Origin of the sequence: Streptomyces sp. NPDC050546 (genome assembly GCF_044457425.1) — a bacterium.
Taxonomy (GTDB): domain Bacteria; phylum Actinomycetota; class Actinomycetes; order Streptomycetales; family Streptomycetaceae; genus Streptomyces.
The window spans coordinates 186,730-210,014 of the sequence record NZ_JBITGX010000001.1 but is presented as its reverse complement, the minus strand read 5'-3'; the positions used below and the strand labels follow the sequence as shown (position 1 = coordinate 210,014).

Annotated in this window: 23 protein-coding genes; 9 read left to right on the top strand and 14 right to left on the bottom strand. The window is 70.3% G+C overall.

Annotated elements, in window-relative coordinates; all coding sequences use genetic code 11:
• Positions 1-33: 33 nt before the first annotated feature.
• The 3 genes from ACIBK5_RS01000 to ACIBK5_RS00990 all read right to left on the bottom strand — a co-directional run bounded on the left by ACIBK5_RS01000 (position 34) and on the right by ACIBK5_RS00990 (position 3,554).
• Positions 34-1,476: a sugar porter family MFS transporter gene (locus ACIBK5_RS01000; RefSeq protein WP_399014819.1), complete on the bottom strand. Its 1,443-nt coding sequence runs from the start codon at positions 1,474-1,476 to the stop codon at positions 34-36.
• A 140-nt stretch (positions 1,477-1,616) separates the two neighbouring features.
• Positions 1,617-2,474 carry a sugar phosphate isomerase/epimerase family protein gene (locus ACIBK5_RS00995; protein WP_399014818.1) on the bottom strand — a complete coding sequence of 286 codons (858 nt, stop codon included), beginning with the start codon at positions 2,472-2,474 and terminating at the stop codon, positions 1,617-1,619.
• Between the two features lie 48 nt (positions 2,475-2,522).
• The gene (locus ACIBK5_RS00990) at positions 2,523-3,554 is read right to left on the bottom strand and encodes a sugar ABC transporter substrate-binding protein (protein ID WP_399014816.1); all 1,032 of its coding nucleotides are present in this window, start codon (positions 3,552-3,554) and stop codon (positions 2,523-2,525) included.
• A 203-nt stretch (positions 3,555-3,757) separates the two neighbouring features.
• On the opposite strand from ACIBK5_RS00990, the gene ACIBK5_RS00985 reads away from it, so the two are divergent.
• The 6 genes from ACIBK5_RS00985 (at position 3,758) to ACIBK5_RS00960 (ending at position 10,032) form a co-directional block, all read left to right on the top strand.
• Positions 3,758-4,795 carry a LacI family DNA-binding transcriptional regulator gene (locus tag ACIBK5_RS00985; RefSeq protein WP_399014815.1) on the top strand — a complete coding sequence of 346 codons (1,038 nt, stop codon included), beginning with the start codon at positions 3,758-3,760 and terminating at the stop codon, positions 4,793-4,795.
• Between the two features lie 278 nt (positions 4,796-5,073).
• Positions 5,074-6,189 (top strand): sugar ABC transporter substrate-binding protein, encoded by a 1,116-nt coding sequence (locus ACIBK5_RS00980; protein ID WP_399014812.1) that lies wholly within the window; start codon positions 5,074-5,076, stop codon positions 6,187-6,189.
• Positions 6,190-6,288: 99 nt separating this feature from the next.
• Positions 6,289-7,350, top strand: a complete 1,062-nt coding sequence (locus ACIBK5_RS00975; RefSeq protein ID WP_399014810.1) for an ABC transporter permease — start codon at positions 6,289-6,291, stop codon at positions 7,348-7,350.
• Positions 7,351-7,352: 2 nt separating this feature from the next.
• Complete coding sequence (locus ACIBK5_RS00970; protein ID WP_399014808.1) at positions 7,353-8,144, top strand: ATP-binding cassette domain-containing protein; 792 nt, start codon at positions 7,353-7,355, stop codon at positions 8,142-8,144.
• Between the two features lie 129 nt (positions 8,145-8,273).
• Positions 8,274-9,374, top strand: a complete 1,101-nt coding sequence (locus tag ACIBK5_RS00965) for a winged helix DNA-binding domain-containing protein (RefSeq protein ID WP_399014806.1) — start codon at positions 8,274-8,276, stop codon at positions 9,372-9,374.
• A 76-nt stretch (positions 9,375-9,450) separates the two neighbouring features.
• Complete coding sequence (locus ACIBK5_RS00960; RefSeq protein WP_399014804.1) at positions 9,451-10,032, top strand: hypothetical protein; 582 nt, start codon at positions 9,451-9,453, stop codon at positions 10,030-10,032.
• A gap of 144 nt (positions 10,033-10,176) precedes the next feature.
• Here the strand turns inward: ACIBK5_RS00960 and ACIBK5_RS00955 are convergent, their stop codons facing one another.
• The 9 genes from ACIBK5_RS00955 to ACIBK5_RS00915 form a co-directional block, all read right to left on the bottom strand.
• The gene (locus ACIBK5_RS00955; protein ID WP_399014803.1) at positions 10,177-11,430 is read right to left on the bottom strand and encodes a cation:proton antiporter; all 1,254 of its coding nucleotides are present in this window, start codon (positions 11,428-11,430) and stop codon (positions 10,177-10,179) included.
• Positions 11,431-11,436: 6 nt separating this feature from the next.
• Positions 11,437-11,922, bottom strand: a complete 486-nt coding sequence (locus ACIBK5_RS00950; protein ID WP_399014801.1) for a cation:proton antiporter regulatory subunit — start codon at positions 11,920-11,922, stop codon at positions 11,437-11,439.
• A gap of 130 nt (positions 11,923-12,052) precedes the next feature.
• Positions 12,053-12,508, bottom strand: coding sequence for a hypothetical protein (locus ACIBK5_RS00945; RefSeq protein WP_399014799.1), 456 nt, complete (start codon positions 12,506-12,508; stop codon positions 12,053-12,055).
• A 104-nt stretch (positions 12,509-12,612) separates the two neighbouring features.
• Positions 12,613-14,286: a purine-cytosine permease family protein gene (locus ACIBK5_RS00940; protein ID WP_399014797.1), complete on the bottom strand. Its 1,674-nt coding sequence runs from the start codon at positions 14,284-14,286 to the stop codon at positions 12,613-12,615.
• Between the two features lie 121 nt (positions 14,287-14,407).
• The gene (locus tag ACIBK5_RS00935; protein ID WP_399014796.1) at positions 14,408-15,670 is read right to left on the bottom strand and encodes a glycosyltransferase family 39 protein; all 1,263 of its coding nucleotides are present in this window, start codon (positions 15,668-15,670) and stop codon (positions 14,408-14,410) included.
• On the bottom strand, positions 15,667-16,947 hold the full coding sequence (locus ACIBK5_RS00930; RefSeq protein ID WP_399014795.1) for a glycosyltransferase: 1,281 nt from the start codon (positions 16,945-16,947) through the stop codon (positions 15,667-15,669). The genes ACIBK5_RS00935 and ACIBK5_RS00930 overlap by 4 nt, the downstream gene beginning before the upstream one ends.
• A gap of 137 nt (positions 16,948-17,084) precedes the next feature.
• Positions 17,085-17,606: a cellulase gene (locus ACIBK5_RS00925; protein WP_399014793.1), complete on the bottom strand. Its 522-nt coding sequence runs from the start codon at positions 17,604-17,606 to the stop codon at positions 17,085-17,087.
• A gap of 11 nt (positions 17,607-17,617) precedes the next feature.
• Positions 17,618-18,124: a SigE family RNA polymerase sigma factor gene (locus ACIBK5_RS00920; RefSeq protein WP_399014791.1), complete on the bottom strand. Its 507-nt coding sequence runs from the start codon at positions 18,122-18,124 to the stop codon at positions 17,618-17,620.
• Between the two features lie 201 nt (positions 18,125-18,325).
• Positions 18,326-18,691 (bottom strand): DUF6479 family protein, encoded by a 366-nt coding sequence (locus ACIBK5_RS00915; RefSeq protein WP_399014789.1) that lies wholly within the window; start codon positions 18,689-18,691, stop codon positions 18,326-18,328.
• Between the two features lie 103 nt (positions 18,692-18,794).
• Between ACIBK5_RS00915 and ACIBK5_RS00910 the strand changes: the two genes are divergently transcribed.
• Both ACIBK5_RS00910 and ACIBK5_RS00905 read left to right on the top strand, forming a co-directional pair.
• Positions 18,795-19,169, top strand: coding sequence for a ferredoxin (locus ACIBK5_RS00910; protein WP_382488425.1), 375 nt, complete (start codon positions 18,795-18,797; stop codon positions 19,167-19,169).
• 109 nt (positions 19,170-19,278) lie between these two features.
• Complete coding sequence (locus ACIBK5_RS00905) at positions 19,279-20,457, top strand: acyl-CoA dehydrogenase family protein (RefSeq protein ID WP_399014787.1); 1,179 nt, start codon at positions 19,279-19,281, stop codon at positions 20,455-20,457.
• A gap of 66 nt (positions 20,458-20,523) precedes the next feature.
• Here ACIBK5_RS00905 and ACIBK5_RS00900 read toward each other — a convergent pair whose 3' ends face one another.
• Together ACIBK5_RS00900 and ACIBK5_RS00895 are read right to left on the bottom strand one after the other, a co-directional pair.
• Entirely contained in the window at positions 20,524-21,030 is a 507-nt protein-coding gene (locus ACIBK5_RS00900; RefSeq protein WP_397663527.1) for a hypothetical protein, read from the bottom strand.
• Between the two features lie 471 nt (positions 21,031-21,501).
• Positions 21,502-22,527 carry a hypothetical protein gene (locus tag ACIBK5_RS00895; protein ID WP_399014785.1) on the bottom strand — a complete coding sequence of 342 codons (1,026 nt, stop codon included), beginning with the start codon at positions 22,525-22,527 and terminating at the stop codon, positions 21,502-21,504.
• A gap of 375 nt (positions 22,528-22,902) precedes the next feature.
• Here ACIBK5_RS00895 and ACIBK5_RS00890 point away from each other — a divergent pair, with 375 nt between their 5' ends.
• Entirely contained in the window at positions 22,903-23,274 is a 372-nt protein-coding gene (locus tag ACIBK5_RS00890; RefSeq protein WP_359757736.1) for a helix-turn-helix domain-containing protein, read from the top strand.
• Positions 23,275-23,285 lie beyond the last annotated feature (11 nt).

The window sequence follows — 23,285 nt, the reverse complement described above, 5'->3', positions numbered from 1 at the left end:
TTTCGAAGGTCTTGGAACGAGAAAGGGGCGTGATCAGATGGCGAACTGACGACGGAAGTGGGACTCGATGGCCTCCATCGAGCGGCCCCGGGTCTCGGGAACGGTGCGCACGTAGTAGGCCAGCGTGACGGCGTTGATCGCGGCGAAGATCAGGAACGTGGCGCCGCCGATCGCGTCGATCAACGGCGGGAACGCCAGCGTGACGACGAAGTTGGCCATCCAGGTGCCGAAGACGGCCGTGCCCATCGCGAAGCCGCGCAGCCGCAGCGGGAAGATCTCCGCGAGCATCAGCCAGAAGACCGTCGCGATGCAGCCCTGCATGAACAGCAGGAAGGTCAGCATGGACGCCAGCACGAGGTAGCTGCGGGCGGTCGACTCCGGCAGGACCAGGAAGCAGAAGGCGATCAGCAGCAATGAGACGGTGACGCCGACCTGCCCGGTCAGCAGCATCGGGCGCCGGCCGTAGCGGCCCAGCAGCCACATGCCGGTCGACACGGCGAGGACCGCCACGACGCCGTTCGCGATGGTCGCGGTGAGGGCGGCCTGGGTGCCGAGCCCCGTGTCCAGCAGGATCGTCGGCGCGAAGTACATGATCGAGTTGACGCCGGTGAGCTGCGTCAGCGCGGCCAGACCGAAACCGAAGATCACGATGCGCCGCACCCACGGCGTGCCCAGATCCCGCCAGCCCGCCCGCGGCTCATGGGCGTCGGCGGTGACCCGGCGCTTGATCTCGTCGAACTCCGCGTCGACCACTTGCGCGTCCCGGATGCGGCCCAGGGTGCGGGCGGCGTCGTCGAACCGGCCGCGCGAGGCCAGCCACCGCGGCGACTCGGGCACGAACAGCATCCCGAACCACAGCAGCACGGCCGGGACCGTGGCGATCGCGAGCATCCAGCGCCACACCGCGCCCTCGCCCACCGTCTCGGCCATGACCGCGTTCGAGGTGTAGGCCAGCAGCTGACCGGTCACGATCATCAGCTCGTTCTGTGTGACGAGCCGGCCGCGGCGCTCGGCCGGGGCCAGTTCGGCGATGAACACCGGAACCGTCGCGGACGCGCCACCGACGGCGAGCCCGAGCAGCACCCGGAACAGCACCATCACCACGAGATCGGGTGCGATCGCGGTCCCCAGCGCGCCGACGAAGAACAGCACCGCGAGCCCGAGAATGGTCCGCTTACGGCCGTAACGGTCACTCAGCCGGCCCCCGAACAGGGCTCCGAACGCCGCGCCGAGCACGAGGGACGACGCGACGATTCCCTCGGTCAGCGGCGTCAGTCCGAGCCCGCCCTCCTCCGGCGAGAGAGCCATGAAGGGCAGCGCGCCGGAGATGACGCCGGTGTCGTAGCCGAAGAGAAGCCCGCCGAACGTGGCGATGACGGTGATGAAGCGCAGCCGTCGGCAGACCTCCGGCGAGGTGCGGTCGGTGGCGGTGGTGCTTGGTGCGGGGGCCTGGGGCGTGTCGTCCGTGACGTCCATGGCCACCTCCCCTTCTTTAAAGCGCTTTAAATCGGTCCATGGCAAAACGATGCCGCCCCTTCAAATGTCATGTCAATAGGGCTTCGCAGAAAGAAGGCGGCCACCCCGGGTGAGGTGCGGGCCGGGGTGGCCGCGGCTCGTCAGGACGGGTCGGTCAGGTACTCGTCGATCTTCTTGCGCATGAAGAGGGAGGACTCCTCGGCCCGTTCCTCCCAGGCGAAGACGCAAGCCGTCAGCGTGCCGTCGAAGCCGTTCGCGCGCAGCGCGCCGAAGAGTTCGCCGAAGTCGACCTCCCCCTCCCCGATGTCCAGGTGCTGGTGGATACGGGCGGGGGTGCCGGGCGGGTTGAGGATGTAGCGGTTGCCGGAGGACGCCGTGTGGTCGAAGGCGTCCGCGAGATGTACGTGGGTCAGCAGGTCACCGGCGTACTCGATGATGCCGGGGGCGTCGTCGCCGATGTGGAACGTGTGCGGCGCGCAGTAGAGGAACGACACGTTGGGGTGGTTGACGCCCCGGATGAGGTTGATCGCGTCGTAGCCGTTCTCGATGAAGTCGTCGGGGTGCGGCTCCAGCGCGAGGTTGATGCCCTCCCGTTCGAACAGCGGCAGCAGGTCGTCCATGGACCTCCAGAACTGGGCCTCACTGCGGTCCGGGTCCTCGGGGCGGCCGTTGAACTCGGAGATCATGCTGGTGACGCCGAGGTCGGCGGCGATCTGGATGGAGCGCGTCCAGTAGCGAACGGCGGCCTGCCGGGCGTCCTCGTCCGGCCCCGACCAGCGGAACAGGGGCAGGAGCGAGGAGATGCCGACGCCGGCGGAGTCCAGGGCCTTGCGGAACTTCGCGACCGTGCCGTCGTCGACACGGGGGTGCCGGAAGAAGGGGATGAAGTCCTCGCGGGGCGACAGTTCGATCCACTCGTAGCCCAACTCGGCCACCACGGCGGGAAGTTCGAGCAGCGGGACGTGGCGGATCATGTAGGGGTCGAGGGCGATCTTCACAAGCGTCTCCGGGTAGAGGGGACAGGTGCGGTGTGACGGTGCGGGCGGTCAGCGCGTGCCCTTGGCGGCGAATCCGGCGACGCTGTCGATGTTGTTCCTGTCGACGAAGGCCGGGCCGGTGAGGACGGGTGCCTCGCCGCCGCCCATGTAGTTGCCGTTGTTCCTGTAGAGCCACAGGGAGTCGACGGCGAGATAGCCCTGGAGGAAGGGCTGCTGGTCGACGGCGAACTCGATGTCGCCCTTCTCGATGGCGCCGACCAGGTCCTTGCTGAGGTCGAACGTGGCGACCTTCGCCTTGCTGCCGGAGTCCGACACCGACTGCACGGCCGTCAGCGCGAACGGCGCGCCGAGCGTGACCACCTGGTCGACGGCGGAGTCCTGTCTGAGCTTGGCGGTGATCGTGGACTTCACGGACGGCATGTCGTTGCCGTTGACGTAGATGTTCGAGACCTGGCCCTTGAAGGTCTTCTTCACCCCGGCGCAGCGGGCCTCCAGTCCGACATGGCCCTGGACCTGGACGACGCAGACGGCCTTCTTCGCCCCGGTCGTGTTGAGCTTCTCGCCGAATGCCTGGCCCGCGACGGACTCGTCCTGGCCGAAGAACTCCAGCAGGCCCTGGTCCTTCCACTCGGCCATGCCCGAGTTGAAGCCCACGACGGGGATGCCGGCGGCGCGGGCCTTGGCGACGGCCGACTTCATGGCGTCCGGCTTGGCCAGGGTGACGGCGATGCCGTCGACCTTCTGGTCGATCGCGTTCTGGACCAGGTTCGCCTGGCCGCCCGCACTCTCGTCGTTGGAGTAGATCAGCTTGACGTTGTCCTTGGCCGCGGCGGCCTCGGCGCCCTTGCGGATGATGTCCCAGAACGTGTCGCCCGAGGGCGCGTGAGTGACCATCGCGACGGTCATCCGGGGCGTGTCGGCCTTGCCGGCCGCGGCGTTCGCCCCGCCCTCCTCGGCCTTCTTGCCGCCGGAGCCGCTGGAGCAGCCGGTGGCGAGCAGGGCGGTGGCCGCGACGGCGACGCCGGCCGCAGTCCAGCCCGTTCTGCGGGGGCGGGTGTCTGGAGCGGTTGTGCGGTTCATGATCGTGCACCTCACTGGAGGACAGGGGGTCGCTGCCTCCCACGGGCGGGGAGCGGAGACGGGCCTCGTGGTGACGGCTCATCGACCGGACAGGGCGGCTCAGGCAGTCGAACCTGCTCGCTTAAAGCGCTTTAAGTGCTGGTACTATCTGTGGCGTCACAGTCCTATGTCAAGAGTGTTGCCGCCGATCGACGGGAGGTCATGTGGACGAGCTCGACTCCCCAGCTCCCGCGGGCGGCAACGGCGCGGCCGCGCGCCCCCGGCTGGAGGACGTCGCCGCGCGGGTCGGTCTGTCCACCGCGTCCGTGTCGCTGGTGCTGCGCAATGTGCCCGGGCCCAGCGAGCGCACCCGGCAGCGTGTCCTGAAGGCCGCCGCCGACCTGGGTTACCGCCCCGACCGCACCGCCAGCGCCCTCGCCAGCAGGCGCAGCAGGCTGCTAGGCGTCATGGTCGACATCCACAGCCCCTTCCACGCCGAGCTGGTCGAGCATCTGCACACGGCCGCCGAGGAGATCGGCTACGACCTCGTCCTGAGCACACTGACCCGGACCCGTGACGAGCGCGCGGCCGTCGAGACGCTGCTCGCCTTCCGCTGCGAGGCGCTGATCCTCCTCGGCCCGGTGGCCCCCGCCGCCGCCCTGGCCGACCTCGACCGCAAGGCGCCCGTCATCTCCGTCGGCCGCCGGATCGCCGACGCCGACCTCGATGTCGTACGCACTGCGGACGACGACGGCGTGGGCCAGATCGTCGACCACCTGGTGGGGCTCGGCCACCGCTCCATCGTGCACGTGGACGGCGGCAAGGGTGTCATCGCCACCGACCGGCGCCGCGGCTACCGCGGCGCCATGCGCCGGCACGGGCTCGACGAGCACATCAGGGTCCTCCAGGGGGACAGCACGGAGAAGGCCGGTGAGAAGGCCGGCCGGCAGCTGGTCGGCGGCGGTGAACTGCCGACCGCCGTCGTGGCGTACAACGACCAGAGCGCCATCGGTCTCCTCACCGCATTCCGGCGTGCCGGCGTCGACGTCCCCGGCACGGTCTCCGTCGCGGGCTACGACGATGACACCCTGTCCCGGCTGGACGCCTTCGACCTGACCACGGTCAGCCAGAACGCCGAGGAGCAGGCCCGGCAGGCCGTCACGGCCGCCGTCGAACGCCTCGACCGGGGCCGTACCGAGTCTCGCGAGATCGTCCTCGCCCCCTCCCTGGTCACGCGCGGGACGACGGCAGGGCCGCGCTGACCGTCGCGTGCCGCGGGTGCGGATAACCCGCTGCGGATAACCGGGTGCGGATAACAAGGCTCGCAATTCGGGGTCGAACCCTTGACACCCCTCCGAAACAGAAGCATGCTCTGCGACACCCACTTAAAGCGGTTTAAAAGATCGCAGGGCTTTTCGTCACCGTTTCCCGGCCGGGGCAGGCACGCCTCCTTTCTTCGCCTGCCCGCCCCCGGTTCTCCGGCCTCACCTCTCGCCTCGCCCAGGCCGCCGCCTGGTACCGCACGAAGGAGACCCCGCACATGGAACGCAGCATGCCTGGGCGCCCGTTGGGCCGCCGCCTCTCCCGCAGAGCCCTGACCGCGGTGAGCCTGCTGACCCTGGCGGCGAGTGCGCTGACCGGCTGCGCCAGCGGCAAGGCCACGGGCACCACCGACGGGCAGACGGAGGCGTCGGGCGGAACCGACTCGGCCGGCGGGGCGAAGAACACCGGCAAGAACACCGGCAAGAACAACGGGAAGAACTCCATCTACGTCATCGGCGGAAAGCCCGACGACCCCTTCTGGTCCGCGATCAAGCGCGGCGGCGAGGACGCGGGCAAGCTGGTCAAGGCGAAGGGCGGCTCGGTGACCTTCCTGGGCCCGAAGACCTACGACAACCTCGGTCCGGACGCCGCCAAGCTGACGCAGACCGCCCTGTCGCAGAACCCGTCCGCCATCGTCGTGCCGGACTGGGTCCCCGAGAACCAGGACGACGCGATCAAGCAGGCCGTGCAGAAGGGCATCCCGGTCTTCGTCTACAACGCGGGCGGCGTCGACGCGGCCAAGCGGACCGGCGCGCTGAAGTACATCGGGTCGGACGACTACGAGGCGGGCAAGGCCGGTGGCGCCGAGTTCGCCGGCGAGGGCGCCAAGAACATCCTGTGCGTGAACACCGTGCCCGGCGCGGCCAACTCGGAGGCCCGCTGCGACGGTATCGCGGACGGAGCCAAGGCCGAGGGTGCCAAGTCCAGGCAACTGCCCCTGCCCTCCTCCAACTTCGGCAACCCTTCCGCCGTGACGCAGGCGATCAAGGGCGCGCTGCTGAAGGACGACAGCATCGACGCACTGGTCACGATCGGCGTGCAGGACGCGGACAGCGCCGCCGCCGCGATCGAGCAGGCGAAGGCCGGGGACAAGGTCCAGCTGGGCACCTTCGACCTGTCGGACTCTCAACTGGAGCGGATCAAGAGCGGCAAGCAGCTGTTCGCGATCGACCAGCAGCCGTACCTCCAGGGCTTCTACGGGGTTTCGGTGGCGGATCAGTACCTGTCCTACGGCGTGATGCCGCCCCAGAACCCGCTGCTGACCGGGCCGCTCCTGGTCACCTCCGGCAACGTCGACGCGGCGATCGACGGCACCAAGGCCGGCGTCCGCTGACCCGCCCCGCGGGGGTGCCCGGCCCTGCCCGGACCCGGTACCCCCGGCCTCGCGTCCCCGCGCGGCACATCCCGGATCCACAAAGGTGGTAGCAGTCCGATGACAACGTCCCTGACCGACACGACGGCCGACGCGCAGAGCGCCGCCGCCCCGCCGCAGCCGTCCGAGAGCCGGCTGACCCGACTGCGGCACCGCCCCGAGGCCGGGGCGCTGATCGGAACACTGAGCGTCTTCGTCTTCTTCGCGATCTTCGGCGGTGAGAGATTCCTGGCCGCGGCGGGCGCGGCCAGCTGGCTGAACATCGCGGCCGAACTCGGCATCATCGCCATCCCCGTCGGACTGCTGATGATCGCCGGCGAACTCGACGTCTCCGTCGGCTCGGTGCTGGCGGGCAGCTCGATGACGCTGGCCATCGTCTCCGGCCACTGGGGCGCCCCGATGATCGTCGGCATCCTGCTGGCCCTCGCACTGGGCCTGCTGACCGGCCTGCTCAACGGCATCATCGTCACCCGGACCAATGTCCCGTCCCTCGTCGTCACGCTGGCGACCCTGTTCGCCCTGTCCGGCCTCACCCTCGGCCTCTCCCGCGTCACGACCGGCACCACGAGCGTCGCCATCCACCCGGACCCCACCTCGAAGGCGCTCTTCGGCCAGCTGATCGGCGGCCAGTTCGAGGTCGCGATCTTCTGGTGGATCGCCGTGGCCGTAGGGGTCACGGTGCTGCTGCAGATGATGCCGTACGGCAACTGGATCTTCGCCATCGGCGGCGACAAGGAGAGCGCCCGCGCCACCGGAATCCCGGTCGCCAAGGTGAAGATCGCCCTGTACATGGCCAGCGGGTTCGGTGCCGCCCTCGTCGGTGTGATCCAGACGATCCTCTACAACGGGGCCCAGGTCGCCAACGGCCAGGCGTTCGTCTTCAACTCCATCATCGCCGTGGTCATCGGCGGCGTGCTGCTCACCGGCGGCTACGGCTCGGTGGTCGGCGTCGTGATGGGCACGCTGACCTTCGCCATCGTCAACCAGGGCATCTACTACACCGGATGGAACTCCGACTGGGCCGCACTGATCCTCGGCATCCTCATCCTCGTCGCGGTGCTGATGAACAACACCTTCCGCCGGCTCGCCCTGTCCACCCCCCGCTCCCCGAGGAAGGCCTGACCATGACCGCGCCCCTGCTGCGTCTGACCGACATCGGCAAGTCCTTCCTCGGCACCCACGCACTGCGCGACATCTCCCTGGAGGTGGACGCCGGAAAGGTGCTGTGCCTGCTCGGCGACAACGGCGCCGGAAAGTCGACCCTCATCAAGATCCTCTCCGGGTTCCACAAGCCGACCACCGGCACCATCGAGGTCAACGGCGAGCAGGTAGCCTTCGAAAGCCCGCGGGACGCGTCCGCGCACGGCATCGCCACCGTCCACCAGTTCGGCGGCACGTTCCCGCTCATGGGCGTCGGCCGCTCCTTCTTCGTCGGAGCCGAACTCACCAAGGGGTGGGGCCCGTTCAAGCTGTTCGACAAGAAGCTGGCGGGCGAGATCGCCGTCCGTGAGATGCAGTCCCTGGGCATCACCCGTGTCACCGACGGCGCCCGACTCGTGGGCAGCCTGTCCGGCGGCGAGCGCCAGGCCCTGGCCATCGCGCGCGCCGTCTACTTCGGCGCCAACGTCCTCATCCTCGACGAGCCCACCGCGGCGCTCGGAGTCAAGGAGGCCGCACACGTCCTGCGCATCATCATGCAGGCCCGCGCCAAGGGCGTCGCGGTCATTCTCGTCACCCACAACGTCCGGCACGCCATGATGGTCGGCGACCACTTCGCCGTCCTCATCCGGGGCCAGAAGGCCGACGACTTCCGCAAGGGCGAACGCACCCGGGAGGAGATCACCGACCTCATGGCCGGCGGCGAGGCCATGGCCGACCTGGAAGCGGAGCTGGCCCTGCTGCAGTCCGGGTCCTGAGGGCGCGACACCACGGTACGACGCCGGATGCGGTCACGACCTGACCGCATCCCGTGCGACGGTGACCGGCAAGCCGCCCGGACCACTGGAACCACGGGCCGGCACACGACTCGAAGGCCGAGGTGCCCCTTGACCGTTCTCGACACCCGGGCGCTCAACCGCGCCACCCTCGCGCGGCAGTTGCTCCTCGACCGCGCCGACCTGCCGGTGCTCGACGCTGTCGCGCATCTGTGCGGTCTCCAGGCACAGGAGCCGCAGGAGCCGTTCATCGGGCTCTGGTCCCGGTTGCGGGCCTTCGAGCCGACGGTGCTTTCGGACCTGCTGACCGGGCGGCGCGTGGCGCGCACCCACCTCATGCGCCGCACCGTCCACCTCGTCACCGCCGACGACCTGGTGGCCTGGCGGTGGCGCCACGATGCCATGCTGCGCCAGCGGGTGCTCGGCACCTACCGCCGCGAGCTGGAAGGCGTGGACCTCGGCGAACTCGCGGCGGCCGGGCGGAAGGTCATGGCCGACGGCGAACCTCGCGCGATGGGCGACCTCGCGCGCGCCGTCGTCGACCGCTGGCCCGCCGCGGGGCACCGGCCCCTGGGCGAAATGCTGATCGCCGGCCTTCTCCCGACCGTGCAGCTGCCGCCGCGCGGGCTGTGGCGCACCACCGGGGGAGCGCGCTACGAGCTGGTCTCCTCCTGGCTGGGGCGCGAGATCGACCCACCGGACCCCGACGGCTCCGACCCCGTGGGCCAGACACTGGTACGGCGCTATCTGGCCGCGTTCGGCCCCGCCGCCTCCGCCGACCTGCGCGCCTGGTGCGGCCTGGCCGGACTGCCCGCCGCCGTCTCCGCCCTGCGCGAGGACCTGGTCTCCTTCCGCGACGAACGCGGCCGGGAACTGCTGGACCTCCCCGACGCGCCGCGCCCCGACCCCGACACCCCCGCACCGGTGCGATTCCTGCCGGCCTTCGACAACGCGATCCTCGGCTACCACGACCGCGGCCGGATCATCGACGACGCCCACCGCGGCCTTTCGGTCGCCGGAGCCCGCGTCGTCCTGGTCGACGGCCGGGTCGCCGCGACCTGGCGCGTCGAGGCGGACACCGTCCTGATCACCCCGCTGGGCCGCTTCACCCGGGCCGAGCGCACCGCCCTCGACGAGGAGGGAGGGGCGATGGCGTCCTTCCTCTCCGGCGGTGACAGCCGTCGCGTACGGATCGAGGCGTCCCCCGGCTGAGTCCCACGCCGACAGGGGCACCGATCAGGCGCACACTGGAAGGGTGCTGCCGGTGCTCACGAGGGGGTGTCGGCCGATGGAAGCGTCAGAGCGTACGACCATGCGGTGGTGGCGGTGGCGACGCAACGCGCTCAAACGGCGCGTCGACGTCGTCGAAGCCTGGGTCGTGCTCGCCGGCTGGGTGTTCGCCCTGCTGGGCGGGCTGGCCGGAGGACTGATGGCGGCGGGTGCGGTCGAGCAGGCCGTCGAACGGCAGCGGGCCGCGAGCCGTCAGGTCTCGGCGGTCGTCGTGAAGGACGCGCCGGGTCCGTCACCGGCCCGCGCGGCGAGCGACCACCGGGTGTGGGGCGAGGTGCGGTGGACCGCGCCGGACGGTTCGGCGCACAAGGACGAGGCACGGGTGCCGCCCCGGGCGCCCGCCGGGAGCACGGTACCCGTGTGGGTGAACAACAGCGGTGACATCACGACCCCGCCGGTGTCCGAAGGCGAGGCCTGGCTCCACACGACCATGGGCGGCGCGCTGGCCGGAGCCCTGGCGGGCGGGGCGGTGCTGGGAGCCTCCTGGCTGATCCGGCTGTCCCTGGACCGGCGGCGCATGGCGCAGTGGGACGCGGAATGGGAGCGGATCGACGCGCGGCGGGGGTGGAAGACCGGCTGACCGGGCGGTGGCTCGGCGCCGTGGCCGCCAGAAGGCCGCTGCCGAGGAGGCCGTCGGACTGACGGGCCTGCCGCGGCCGAGCAGGCCGTGCTCGTGAGCAGCCGAAGGAACACCGGCCGGGGTGGGCTCCGTGGACACCCCCGGTCAGGTGCTGCCGACGGTGTCCTGGTCGTCGATGGCCTCGTGGGCATCCGGAGGAACAGGCGCCTTCTCCCCGGGCGCCGCCGCCTTCCTCCGGCGCGCCCGTCCCGTCAGCAGCGTGGCCACGGGCTCGGTCCAGCGGGCGGTCAGCGGGCCGAGGAGGACCAGGATGAGGACGTACGCCGTGGCCAGGGGGCCCAGGGACGGCTCGATGCCGGCCGTGACGGCGAGTCCCGCGATGACGATGGAGAACTCGCCGCGGGCCACGAGCGTGCCGCCCGCCCGCCAGCGGCCCTTGGGCCCGATCCCCGCCCGGCGCGCGGCCCAGTAGCCGGTGGCGATCTTCGTCGCGGTGGTGACGGCCGCCAGGGCGAGCGCGGGCAGCAGGACGGGCGGGATGCTGGCGGGGTCGGTGTGCAGACCGAAGAAGACGAAGAACACCGCGGCGAACAGGTCCCGCAGCGGCGCGAGCAGACTCGTGGCGCCCTCGGCGACCTCGCCCGACAGCGCGATGCCGACCAGGAAGGCGCCCACGGCCGCGGACACCTGGAGCTGCTGGGCGAGCCCGGAGACCACGAGGGTGACGCCGAGCACCACCAGCAGCAGCTTCTCGGGGTCGTCGCTGGAGACGAAGCGGGAGACATGGCGGCCGTAGCGCACCGCCAGGACGAGGACGACCGTGGCCACACCCAGGGCGATGGCCAGCGTGACGGCGCCCGCGGCGAGGCCCACCCCGGCCAGCAGGGCCGTGACGATGGGCAGGTACACCGCCATGGAGAGGTCCTCGAGGACCAGGATGCTCAGGATGGCCGGTGTCTCCCGGTTGCCGAGCCGCCCCAGATCACCGAGCACCTTGGCGATGACGCCGGAGGAGGACACCCACGTGACGCCGGCCAGCACCACGGCGGCGACCGGGCCCCAGCCCAGCAGCAGCGCCAGCGCCGCCCCGGGCAGGGCGTTGAGGACGGCGTCGACGACTCCGGCCTGATAGTGGGTTCTGAGGTTGGAGACCAGGTCGGCGGCCGTGTACTCCAGGCCCAGCATGAGCAGCAGCAGGATGACGCCGATCTCGGCGCCGATGGCGACGAAGTCCTCGCTGGCGCCCAGCGGCAGCAGCCCGCCCTTGCCGAACGCGAGCCCGGCCAGCAGATAGAGGGGGATCGGGGAGAAGCGGAAGCGCCCGGCGAGCCGGCCGAGCAGCCCGAGCCCGAGGATGAGGCAGCCGAACTCGATCAGGAAGACCGCGGAGGAGTGCATGGCGGGTCACTCCCGCCCGAGTATCTCGGCGGCCGCCTCCACGCCCTCGCGGGTCCCGATGACGATGAGGGTGTCCCCGCCGGTGAGCCGGAAGGCCGGAGTGGGGGAGGGGATCGCCTCGGTCCGGCGCAGCACCGCCACGACGGACGCGCCGGTGTCGGTGCGGATCCGGGACTCGCCCAGCAGCCGGCCGTTCCAGTGCGAGGAGCCGGGCAGTTCGATCCGCTCGGCGACGAGGCCCAGGTCGGTGGTGGACAGCAGGTTCGGCGTGTGGTGCGCGGGCATCAGGGCGTCGATGAGTGTCGCCGCCTCCTCCGTCGTCAGGCGCACCGAGAGATCACAGGCGTCCGGGTCGTCCCTGCGGTAGGCGCTGATCGTCCGGTGGCCGTCGCGGTGGGCGACCACCGAGAGACGGCGGCTGTCCCGAGTCGTCAGGTCGTAGCGGACCCCGATGCCCGGCAACGGCGTACTGCTGAGGCGTGGCGCGCTCATCCCTGTCCCCCTTCGGTCGGCGTGCGTTCCGGTGACTCGCCTGCGGGGGGCCGCGCCCGGACCAGGGACCGGATCCGGCCTGTGGGCTCATCCTAGGCGGCGGGACGGGACGGCACCCGTCCTGCGTGAGCTACCCGGACGGCTCAGGGAAAGGCGATCCGGAAGGGAAGGGAGTGGCCGAGGGCAGCCTCACGGTCGCCCCCTCCACCTGCCGTACGGTGCCCGTTCCCGGCTGGTGGCCCGTGCCCGCGCCGGTGGAGAGCTGGGACCAGGCCCCGAGGGCCACGGCCACCGCGGCGGCGGTGGCGACGACCCGTCCCACGCGCCGGGCCTTGGCGCGGCGGTCCAGGTCCCGCCAGGCCACCCGGACCCACAGGTCCTCCGGCTGCCACAGGTCACCGACGGAGTGCGGGGGTTGGAGCCGCCGTCCCGCCGCGCGCTCCTTCGCGGAGGGCTCCCTGGGAGCGGAGGCGCGTATGGAGTGCTCGCTGTCCGAGAGGAACCTCAGCCACACCTCGTCCGGGATCGAGGGAACGCCGTCCGGCTCGTCGGGCTTTCCCCGTCTGCCCGGTCCTTCGGTGGTCATGTCCGTCATCCCCTCTCCGACCCTTGGCCTGATCACTGCGCAGCGCAAGATCAGTATGCCGCCCGATGAGGTGAAAGGCTCCGCCGGAGAGGGGAAACCGGGCCTCACTGTGCGGCGGGCGCCTCCGGCAGCACATGGTCGCCGGCCTTGTCGGTGCTCAGGCAGAGCGAGCAGACCACGGCGTCGTGCGTCCGGCAGGCCGCCACGTCCGGCCGCTCGAACCGCTGCCGGCACACATGGCACTCGTAGGCGACGGCGCTGGGGTTGCCGTCCTCGTCGAAGAGCGGCTCGGCGATGCCGTCGTCCGTACGGCGCAGGTAGTACTCGCCCTTGGTGGCGACGGCCATCAGCGGCGTGAGGACGAAGGCGATGACGGCCGCGGCGACGGGGGAGTACGGCTGGAGCGTGTCGCCCAGCGCGTGGAAGTACATGGCGATGGACAGACCGGACGCGGCGACGAAGGCCACGACGCCGACCGGGTTGACGGCGTAGAGCATGCCGCGGCGGAACTCGGGGGCGTGCGGGGACAGTTTCAGCACGTACTTGTTGATGCCGATGTCGGTGGCCACGGTGACCACCCAGGCGATCGCGCAGTTCGAGTAGAAGCCCAGGATGCTGTTGAGGAAGCTGAACATGTCGGCCTCCATCAGGGCCAGCGCGAAGCCCAGGTTGACCAGGACGAAGACCATCCGGCCCGGGTAGCGCCTCGTGACCCGGGTGAAGGAGTTGGTCCAGGCGAGGGAGCCGGAGTAGGCGTTCGTCACGTTGATCTTGATCTGGCTGATCACGACCAGGACCACGGCCAGCGGGAGAACGATCCAGGACGGCATCATCGCGTCGAAGGCGTGCTTGAACTGCTGGATCGGCTCGGGTGCGGCGGTGGGGCCTACCTCGGCGATGATGTAGACCGCGAGGAACACACCGATGGCCTGCTTCAGCGCGCCGAGCACCACCCAGCCCGGCCCGGCCATCACCACGGCCGTCCACCAACTCCGCTTGTTCGCCTCGGTCTTGGGCGGCATGAAGCGCAGATAGTCGATCTGCTCGCCGATCTGCGCGATCAGCGACAGGCACACGCCCGCGCCCAGCATCACGGAAGCGGTGTTGACGCCGCCCTCCCCGTCGGTGCCCGCGTAGGCGAGGAAGCGGTCGACGGTGCCCGGGTCGGTGGCGACCAGGTAGACCAGCGGGCCGACCATCAGCACCAGCCAGATCGGCGTGGTCCACACCTGGAGCTTGCTCAGCGCCGTCATGCCGTAGATCACCAGCGGGATCACCATCAGGGTGGAGACCAGATAGCCCAGCCACAACGGCAGTCCGAGGCCCAGCTTCAGGCCCTGGGCCATGATCGAGCCTTCGAGGGCGAAGAAGATGAAGGTGAAGCTGGCGAAGATGACGCTGGTGAGGACCGAGCCGAAGTAGCCGAAGCCGGAGCCGCGCGTGATCAGGTCCAGGTCGATGTTGTAGCGGGCCCCGTAGTAGGCGAGCGGGAAGCCGGTCACGAAGATGACGACCGCGGCGACGCCGATGGCGAGGAGCGCGTTGCCGGTGCCGTGGGCCAGGCCGATGCCGGCGCCGATGGAGAAGTCGGCCATGTAAGCGATGCCGCCGAGCGCGGTCGTCGCCACCACCATCGGAGTCCAGCGCCGGTAACTGCGCGGCGCGAAGCGGAGGGTGTAGTCCTCCAGGGTCTCCTTGACGGCCTGGTCCGTACCCCGCGCTGCCTCCTGCGCGGGTTCCGGATCGATGACTTCTGCCAGTCGTGGCTCGGTACTCATGCCACGCCTCCTCGCTGCGGGTTGGGGACGACAAGGCAGGCACCGTAGGCAGCGGGCGTTACCCCTAAATACTTCCTGCGTGAAGAGAATGTTTCGGAGCCATCTCACACGCCGACAGCGGCTACGGCACTCCGAGTTCGAAGAGCACGTATCCCGCGTACGACCCGGAGGCCAGCGCGGCCGTGCCGAGGACCGTGGCCAGGGACGGCCATCCCAGCCGGCTCATCGCGAGGGCGAGGGGGACGAACAGCGGGAAGAGGGGCAGCAGATAGCGCGAGACGTTGCCGAAGATCTGCTGGGTGGTCATCACCATGAGGTACGACAGCACCGTGTAGACGACGAGCACGGCCGGCGGGCGCAGCCGCAGCAGCAGCACCGTCAGCGCCGGCACCGCCAGCACGACGCAGACGCCGATGACGTCCTCGAAGGCCCTGGCGAAGAGATAGTCGAAGTGCCCGACGGGGAGGGACGTCAGCACCTTGAACGTATGGGCTCCCCCGTCGAACTTGTGGGCCCACGCGCCGTCCTGGAGCTTGGAGTAGCCGTTGATGTCGCCCATGCGGTAGTTGACCCAGGCGAGATAGCCGAACAGCCCCAGCGGTGCGATCGCCACGGCTGCCAGCGGACGCAGGACACCGTCCTGGCGCCGGCGCAGGGAGAGCAGCGCGGCGACGGCGAGGGCGGCGATCAGCGCGGCGGCAGTGGGCCGGCAGAGCCCGGCCGCACAGGTCAGCAGACCGGCGGTCAGCCAGCGGCGGGACATGACGGCATGGCAGGCCCAGACGGCGAGAGCCGTGTAGAGGGATTCCGAGTAGCCCGACCACTCCGTGCCCGAGCCGGGCCAGACCGCCCACAGCCCGGCCGCGACCAGACCGGCCCGGTGGCCGCCCAGCCGCCGCGCCACGGCGTAGATGCCGAGCGCCGCGACGAACGAGGCGACCACGGACACCGTCATGCCGGCGCCGAAGAGCCCGAGCCCGGTGCACTCCGAGACCAGGCGCATCAGCGCCGGGTACAGCGGGAAGAACGCCGCCGAGTTGCCCTCGAGGGTGATCAGGCCGGTCGCGCCCGGGACCGGTTCCAGGGCGGGGTCGTATCCGTGCTCGGCTATCTGCTGGTACCACCAGCCGTCCCAGCTGGCCAGGACGTCCCAGGCGTGCTCGCCGCCGCCGAAGCGGGGGTTCTTCTTCCGGAAGTCGCCCGTGGAATCCAGCAGATACATGAAGACGGCGAAGCCGGCCAGCTTCAGCACGCCGTACGTCAGCAGCACGGGACCGTAGCGCACCGCGGCCCAGCGCAGCCGATGGCGGAACTCCCGCGACCTTCCGGGCACTTCAGGAGGCTCGGGGCCCGACAGCGGTCGGCTCAGCTCGATGGTGCTCATGAGGATCCTGTCGTACGGCGGTCGTGGTCACGGGCGGGGAACACCCAGGCCCGGAAGAGGAGGAAGCGCAGCAGCGTCGCGGCCAGGTTGGCGGCGACGAGCGTCGCGAGCTCGACCTCGCGACCCGCCCCGGGCGCGGTGTGGTGCAGGGCGGCCAGGGAACCACTGGTCAGAGCCAGCCCCACCAGGAACGCCGCCAGACCCTTGAGCTGGTGGCGCAGCGCGCCGCCGCGCCCCCGCACCCCGAAGGTGAGCCGGCGGTTGGCCGCGGTGTTGGCGACCGCGCTGGCGAGCAGGGCGAGGGCGTTGGCGGCCTGCGCCCCCGTCGCCGGTCTGAGCCCGAGGTAGAGCAGCAGGTAGCACAGGGTGCTGGCGACGCCGACGGCGGCGAAGCGCACCGCCTGCCGTGCCAGGCCCGTCGGCAGCTCCCCGGCGAGGTCGCCGTCGCCGCGGTGCAGCGCGCTCAGCGGCAGCCTTCCGCAGGCCAGGGCCCGGCCCAGCCTCGCCATGCCCCGCAGATCGGCGAGCGCAGTGGAGACGATGCGCACCCGGCTGTCGGGGTCGTCCACCCAGTCCACCGGCACCTCGTGGATCCGCAGCCCGGCGCGCTCGGCGATGACCAGTAACTCGGTGTCGAAGAACCACCCGCGGTCCTCCACCAGAGGCAGCAGCCGCTCGGCGACGTCCCGCCGTACCGCCTTGAATCCGCACTGCGCGTCGGAGAACCCCACGGCGAGCGTGGAGCGCAGCAGCCCGTTGTAGCAACGCGAGATGAGCTCCCGCTTCGGCCCGCGCACCACCCGCGAACCACGCGCCAGGCGGGTGCCGATGGCGATGTCCGAGTGCCCCGAGATCAGCGGCGCGACCAGCGGCAGCAGCGCCGCGAGGTCGGTGGACAGATCGACGTCCAGATAAGCCAGCACCGGTGCGCTGGACCGCGACCAGGCGGCGTGCAGAGCGCGGCCCCGCCCCTTCTCGGCCAGCCGGATCCAGTCCGTGCCGGGCAGTTCTGCGGCCAGGCGTGCGGCGATCCGCGGGGTCCGGTCCGTACTGGCGTTGTCGGCGATGGTGATCCGGAACGAGTAGGGGAACGTCTCGCCGAGGTGCGCGTGCAGGCGCCGGACGCACGGCTCCAGGTCGTTCTCCTCGTTGTACACGGGGACCACCACGTCGAGGACGGGGTCCGGGTGGTGCGCGGGCAGGGGCGCCCGGCGCGGCAACGCGGCGAGCTCTGAGGTCGGGCGGTCGACCAGGGCCGACCGCCGATCGGTTCTCATGGCTGCTTACCGGTCTCTTTCTGGCGCACGACATACGCGAGCGCCGGTTCGGGGCATGGTGAAGGCGCCCGTGTCGGTGGTGCGGTGACGAGAGGCAGGGGCGACGACGCCCCTGGCGGGAACCGCCTCTCAGGCGGCTACTCGGTACTGACCGATGCGGAGGGCTCCTGAGTCGTCTCCAGGACGGACGGCGGCGCCGTCGTACGGGTCGGGGGAGGGTGTGACGAGGGGAATTCCGTCGTGGTCCCGGTCGCGGAGGGCGTGGCCGTCGGCGCGAGGCCCGTCGGCGTGCTCGTGGTGCCGGCCGGTGTGCTGCTGCCGGGCAAGGTCGCGGGCATCGACGAAGCCGACCGGGTCGGAGTGGGGCTCGGGTCCGGGATGCCGGTTGTGGGCCCGCTGTCGTCCGTGGGCGTCGGGCTCGTCGCGGGCCGCGGCCGGGGATCCGCGGGCTGGGCCTTGGTGAGCATGCCGGGCAGCAGGGCGAGCCCGACACTGAGCCCGGCCACCGCGACGGCGGAGCCGCCCGCCTTCCACAGCATCCGCGACCGGCGGCGGGCCCGGATGCCCTGGTGCAGTCGCTGCCGCTGCGCGGGCTCGTAGGGAGTGTGCTGCTGGGTGTCGCGCATCAGCCGCGACAGGTCCCGCTCGAAGTCGTCCATCGTTTCTCCCTTCACCTCACGGGCCTGACGGCGTCGGACAGGATCTGGCGGAGCCGTGCGACTCCGCGTGAAGCATGGGACCGTGCGGTACCGACGGGGCAGCCCAGCGCCTGGGCGACCTGGGCCTCGGGCAGGTCCTCGTAGTAGCGCAGCACCACGGCCGCCCGCTGCTTCGGCGACAGCAGGGCCAGCGCGGCCTCCAGGCGCGAGCGCTCCGCCACGGTGGAGGACACGTCGCCCGGGTCGGCCCGGTCCGGCAGCTGCTCCACCGGGCGCTCGCCCCACCAGCGCCGTCGCGCCGAGCGCGCCGCCATCCGCACCAGCACCGTGCGGACGTATGCCTCCGGGGCCTGCTCCGCGACCTTCGGCCAGGCGAACCACAGCTTCACCAGGGCCTCCTGCACCAGGTCCTCGGCCCGTTGCCGGTCGCCTCCCGTGAGCAGCCGCGCGACATGGAGCAGCGCCGACCAACGGGCGGCCACGAACTCGTCGAAGCCGTCCGCCCGAACCTGCTCCATCCTCACCGTCCCGCGTCTCAGTGGCCTCTTACACCTCTGAAAAGACGCTGGACCCCACCCCACGCTGCACCTGGATCCTGTGATCCACCTCACTTCGGCCGGACCCGGGCACGGAAAAGGGCCCGTGCACAGGCACGAGCCCTTCGGATGTACGACTGAGGACGGCGCCTCTGCGCCTGGGGACGGCCATGCGGCGCGGGATCACCCGCCGCCCGGGCCTCCGCTGCCGAACGAACCGCTGCTGCCCTCGTTCCACCGCTGGCGCTCCTGCGACGCGCTCCTCCGGTCGCTCACGTTGCCGTGGGCCTTCAGCCGGTGCGGCGTCAGGCGGTCCTGGCTGCGCGGCACCTCCTCGGGCTCCCGGCGCTCACTGACCTCGCCGACCGGTCCGCCGTCGGGCAGCCGCGGCTGCTCCTCGGGACGCGGGGTGGGAAGCTCCCTGCGCTTGATGCGAACGCCGAGGGCGAAGGCCCCCAGCAGCAGGGCCACGACCACCACGCCCGCCACGATCAGCCCGATCCCGAGGGCACCACGGCCCGCGGCCATCTCCATCCATGCGGTAGTCATGGCGCGCGGGTACCCCTGGTCCTCACCATGAACCTGTCCACCTCGGACGCACCCCTCGGGCGCGCCGGGTTTGACGGGCATCGACCGGGGCTACCCGCCCGGTGTGACTTCGACGACATCCCAGCAGGAGCTGTTCCGGTTCCTGGAGGACCGCTTCGCCTGCGCGCAGGCGTGTACAGAGTGCGCACGGGCGTGCGCGCTGCGCGCGAGCCTTGTGGATCCCGACGGCACCGAGAACCAGGAACTCGTACGACGCAAGGGCATCATGTGCGCGGAGGTCTGCGACGCGACCTGCCGTGTGCTGTCCGAGCAGAACCAGGTGGACGAGGGCACCATCCGCGCCCAGGTGGAGTGGTGCCGGACCGTGTGCCTGGAGGCCGCCCACGCCTTCGACCGGCAGCCGGGGGCGGAGGACTCGGCGACGGCGTGCCGCGCGTGCGCGCGGGCGTGCACGGACTTCCTCGCCACGCTGAACTGAGCCCGCCGAACTGAGCCGACCGACACCGAGGTGGCATCGCCATTCCCAATTTCTGAAACACGTTCTACGGTGTGCGCCGACAGGACCGGCCTGGGAGCCTGGAGGCGCCGTGCACCTCGAATACACGCCCGAGCAGCAGCGGCTGCGCACCGAACTGCGCGCCTACTTCGCCGAACTGGTCCCGGACCACGCCTACGCCCGGCACGGCGACCCCGCAGCCCAGAAGCGGTTCTACCGCGAGACGATCCGACGGCTCGGCACGGACGGCTGGCTCGGGGTGGGCTGGCCCGAGGAGTACGGCGGGCGCGGCCTGACCGCCATGGAGCAGTTCATCTTCTTCGACGAGGCCGCCCAGGCCGGCGTCCCGCTGCCCCTGATGGCGCTGAACACCGTCGGCCCGACGATCATGCGGTACGGCACCGACGAGCAGAAGGCGTACTTCCTGCCGAGGATCCTCTCGGGCGAGATCGACTTCGCCATCGGCTACAGCGAGCCCGGCGCGGGCACCGACCTCGCGTCCCTGCGGACCCGTGCGGTGAAGGAGGGCGACGAGTACGTCGTCGACGGCCAGAAGATCTGGACCACCAACGGTGACACCGCCGACTGGGTCTGGCTTGCCGTCCGCACCGACCCCGACGCCCCGCCCCACAAGGGCATCACGATGCTGCTGGTCCCGACCACCGACCCCGGCTACTCGTGCACCCTGATCAACACCCTGGCCTCGCACGACACCACGGCCAGCTACTACGAGAACGTCCGCGTCCCCGTCTCCCGCCGGGTCGGTGCCGAGAACCAGGGCTGGCGGCTGATCACCAACCAGCTCAACCACGAGCGCGTGACCCTGGCCGCCCACGGCACCATGGCGATCCGCGCCCTGCACGAGGTGCAGCGCTGGTCCACGGAGACCAAGCTCGCCGACGGCCGCCGGGTCGCGGACCTGCCCTGGGTGCGCCGCCTCCTGGCTCGCACCCACGCCCGGCTGGACGCCCTCAAGCTGCTCAACTGGCAGATGGTCAACTCCGTCCAGGATGGCACCCTCACCCCGCAGGACGCCTCCGCCGTCAAGGTCTACGGCTCCGAGGCCCGGCGCGACGCCTACGCCTGGCTCATGGAGATCGTCGCGGCACCGGGAGCCCTGAAGGAGGGCTCGGCGGGCGCGGTCCTGCACGGCGAACTGGAACGCGGCTACCGCTCGGCGGTCATCTTCACCTTCGGCGGCGGCAACAACGAGATCCAGCGGGAGATCATCTCGTGGATCGGGCTGGGGATGCCGCGGGTGCGCCGCTGAACTGTTGTGACGAGGATTTTTAGTTGGCACAAAAGAGGGATAGTTGGCACCAAGATCACGATCCTTTCAGAGGTGTTGGCGCATCACCTCGATGCATGTGGCTCGGGCCGCGTTCGATCGGTCCCGGGGGTACGGGATACCGAGGTTCATGCCGCTGTCGGTAGTGATCGGTGGTTGCTGCCAGGCGAGGCTCATCTGCGCGCCGGCTTCCGCTCGCGCCGTGGCCACGAGGGTCGCGTAGGGGCCCGCGACGGTTGTGGCCTCGATCTGGAGCCATGCCTGGTGGAAGGCCATTCGCGCCAGCAGACTGCTGACCTCGTCGGTGAGCTGCTGTCGTACGGCGGACGAGGACTCGGAGCGGCGCCGTATGCGGTACGGCATCTCCAGGTACTCCTCGACCGCCGTCAGTGCCTCGGCGAAGGTCTTGGCCCGGCGTTCCCTTCGTACGGCCCGCTGGTTGAGGGTGTAGGTCAGGAAGGCGCCGAGGAGGGCGATGCACGGGACGATCAGTGCTGCTGTCTCGGCCCAGGTCCATTCGTCGCCCGTCGCCTGTCCCGCCGCGAAGACCTCCACGCACCACTCCCCGGCATGCCGTGAGGCGCATCCTCCACCAACCACCGGCCGCCGTGCTCACCGCCAGTGAGCCGCCAGTAGTGTTCGAGGAACAAGTGTGTGCGGATTATCTCGATGAGGTCCAGAAGGCCCTTGGCGCTGGTCCAGCGCCGCTCTTTAGGGTCGAGCGGGTGCCAGAGGCAGAGGGCGCCGTCGTCGGAATAGCGGTGCTTCGACGGAGCTCCCGGTTTGGCGTGCACCCGCGGGAAGTCCCGGGGATCTTGGCCGTAGGCCGCATAAGGCGGGTTCTCGTAGAAGCGCACCTTGACGCTGACCGGGGCGGGTTCACCTATGACGTCGAGTCCGGACAGTTCGTACGTCAAGGAGCCGCGGTGATACGTGTGACGGAGAGCGGAGCCGAATCGTCGGCGGGCGTCTCGTTCGAGCGGGGCCCACCAGGCAGGCTGGACCCCGTACCAGACCGGCATGGCGTCAGATTCCCCAGGCGCGGGTCGGAGTGACGAGTCCGACGGCGAGGCCCAGACCAGAGGCGGCCGTCCCGCCCGCCCCTACGGCCATGGGGAGACGAGCGGCCTCTTCCTCCGTGGGGTCCGCGTCCGGGATGAGGTCCGGGAGGACCTGATGCAGGGCGTGCTGAGCGCTGAGTGGGCGTCCATCCATCTCGTGCTCGATCGCGAGATCGATGTAGTCGCGGGCAGTGCACAGCCGCTTGTGTACCTCGCGGCGCGGCATGTTCAGAGGAATGGCGCCGGCCACGCCGGCCGGGTCCGGCGTCGGTCCCTTGTCGAGCTCGTCCGCCGCGTAGATGAAGAACATCTGGAGTGCGTCGATGAGCGGCATCGGCTGGTCGAGGCACCCTAGCGCAAGCGCCTTGATGTTCCAGGAGCACATGGGCTTGCTGTGCTTCGCGTTCCAGTGCTTGAGCAGCCGGACTGTACGAGCGAACGCGACCTTCGTGTCGGCAATCGCTTCGAGCACCATCCGGGTGTGGGTGACCGGGTCGGCGCGGTCCCACTGGTCCGCGATTTTCGTGTTCGGGATGTACAACCCGCGGCCGGAGGGATGCGGGATCGCGGTCATGATGTCCGCCGTGAAGTCTGGCTGTCCGTACGTCACCGGGTCGCCGAAGCGCACCAGGACGGCGCGGCGCCGGCCGGCGACCTCGATGGTGAGTTTCGGGAACTCGTCGTCGAGATCCTCGTGCACCACATCGCGCACTTTCTCCATCAGGGACAGGGCGCTCTTCTTGCCCGGGCCGTACGGCTTGGCGTCCGTCTTGCTGAGCACGACGCCCAGGTCGACGTCGGTCAGGGGCGTGTTGGCGTCGCCGTGTGCGACGCTCCCGTTGAAGTACGTGGTCGAGCCGGGGAACGCCCGGCGCGCGGACGCAGCCAGGAGTCGGCGGCGGCGCCTCGCCTCGTCGAGTTCCTCGGCCGTTACCTGGATCTTGCGGCGTCCTTCGTCGAGAAGTGACGCCAGGGAGTTGTTACTCGCCATCGGTACCTCCGGTATGCGGCTGGCGGAAGACGCGAGTTGCGCCTCACGCCCGTGTACTTGGCGTGCTACTTCTCGCGGCGGACGCCCTTGAACGGCCGGCCGCCTGTCTTGCCGTCCGTGAACCTGCCGTTCTCGCCCCGCTTCGTCCATGTGCGCGTCTGTGAATTCCAGACGTGGCTCCGCTGAGAGACGCTGCCACGACGGGAGTCTTTGCCGGTGTTCGTGGCCATGCCTCCACCACCCTTCGTGTCGGACCATCCGTTCGCTTGCGAGATCGGCATTGATTCCGATCTTGCAATCTGGAGGGTAAGGGGTGCGCTTCGACTTTCGCAAGCGTTTCCTGATATGCAAGGATGGGGTCGAAGGGAGGAGATCGTGAGCGAGCGGAACGCTGCAGGACGGTTTGACGCGGTCGCGTTTCACACGGCCCTGGATCGCACGCGTCAGGACCGCGGGCTTCTCTGGAAGGACGTGGCTCAGCAGGCTGGCGTGAGCGCTTCGACGTTGACGCGGTTGGCGCAGGGGCGACGACCCGATGTCGACGGGCTCGCGGCCCTCGTCACGTGGGCGAATCTGAGCGCGGATGACTTTGTCCGCCGGACCGACGAGCCGCGCAGCCCGGACACTCTGACAAAGGTGGCTACGCACCTGCGGGGCGACCGAAATCTCACGCCCGAGGCCGCAGAGGCCCTCGAAGCTCTGATCACCGTTGCCTACAAGCAGTTGGTGTCTGATCGGCCAGAGTAGGGGAGCTCCCT

What these genes read in the sequence shown, in the direction of transcription:
- ACIBK5_RS01000 (WP_399014819.1), bottom strand. Translation starts at nt 1,476, where the DNA reads ATGGACGTCACGGACGACACGCCCCAGGCCCCCGCACCAAGCACCACC.
- ACIBK5_RS00990 (WP_399014816.1), bottom strand. Translation starts at nt 3,554, where the DNA reads ATGAACCGCACAACCGCTCCAGACACCCGCCCCCGCAGAACGGGCTGG.
- ACIBK5_RS00980 (WP_399014812.1), top strand. Translation starts at nt 5,074, where the DNA reads ATGGAACGCAGCATGCCTGGGCGCCCGTTGGGCCGCCGCCTCTCCCGC.
- ACIBK5_RS00975 (WP_399014810.1), top strand. Translation starts at nt 6,289, where the DNA reads ATGACAACGTCCCTGACCGACACGACGGCCGACGCGCAGAGCGCCGCC.
- ACIBK5_RS00970 (WP_399014808.1), top strand. Translation starts at nt 7,353, where the DNA reads ATGACCGCGCCCCTGCTGCGTCTGACCGACATCGGCAAGTCCTTCCTC.
- ACIBK5_RS00960 (WP_399014804.1), top strand. Translation starts at nt 9,451, where the DNA reads ATGGAAGCGTCAGAGCGTACGACCATGCGGTGGTGGCGGTGGCGACGC.
- ACIBK5_RS00955 (WP_399014803.1), bottom strand. Translation starts at nt 11,430, where the DNA reads ATGCACTCCTCCGCGGTCTTCCTGATCGAGTTCGGCTGCCTCATCCTC.
- ACIBK5_RS00950 (WP_399014801.1), bottom strand. Translation starts at nt 11,922, where the DNA reads ATGAGCGCGCCACGCCTCAGCAGTACGCCGTTGCCGGGCATCGGGGTC.
- ACIBK5_RS00945 (WP_399014799.1), bottom strand. Translation starts at nt 12,508, where the DNA reads ATGACCACCGAAGGACCGGGCAGACGGGGAAAGCCCGACGAGCCGGAC.
- ACIBK5_RS00940 (WP_399014797.1), bottom strand. Translation starts at nt 14,286, where the DNA reads ATGAGTACCGAGCCACGACTGGCAGAAGTCATCGATCCGGAACCCGCG.
- ACIBK5_RS00935 (WP_399014796.1), bottom strand. Translation starts at nt 15,670, where the DNA reads ATGAGCACCATCGAGCTGAGCCGACCGCTGTCGGGCCCCGAGCCTCCT.
- ACIBK5_RS00930 (WP_399014795.1), bottom strand. Translation starts at nt 16,947, where the DNA reads ATGAGAACCGATCGGCGGTCGGCCCTGGTCGACCGCCCGACCTCAGAG.
- ACIBK5_RS00925 (WP_399014793.1), bottom strand. Translation starts at nt 17,606, where the DNA reads ATGGACGACTTCGAGCGGGACCTGTCGCGGCTGATGCGCGACACCCAG.
- ACIBK5_RS00920 (WP_399014791.1), bottom strand. Translation starts at nt 18,124, where the DNA reads ATGGAGCAGGTTCGGGCGGACGGCTTCGACGAGTTCGTGGCCGCCCGT.
- ACIBK5_RS00915 (WP_399014789.1), bottom strand. Translation starts at nt 18,691, where the DNA reads ATGACTACCGCATGGATGGAGATGGCCGCGGGCCGTGGTGCCCTCGGG.
- ACIBK5_RS00895 (WP_399014785.1), bottom strand. Translation starts at nt 22,527, where the DNA reads ATGGCGAGTAACAACTCCCTGGCGTCACTTCTCGACGAAGGACGCCGC.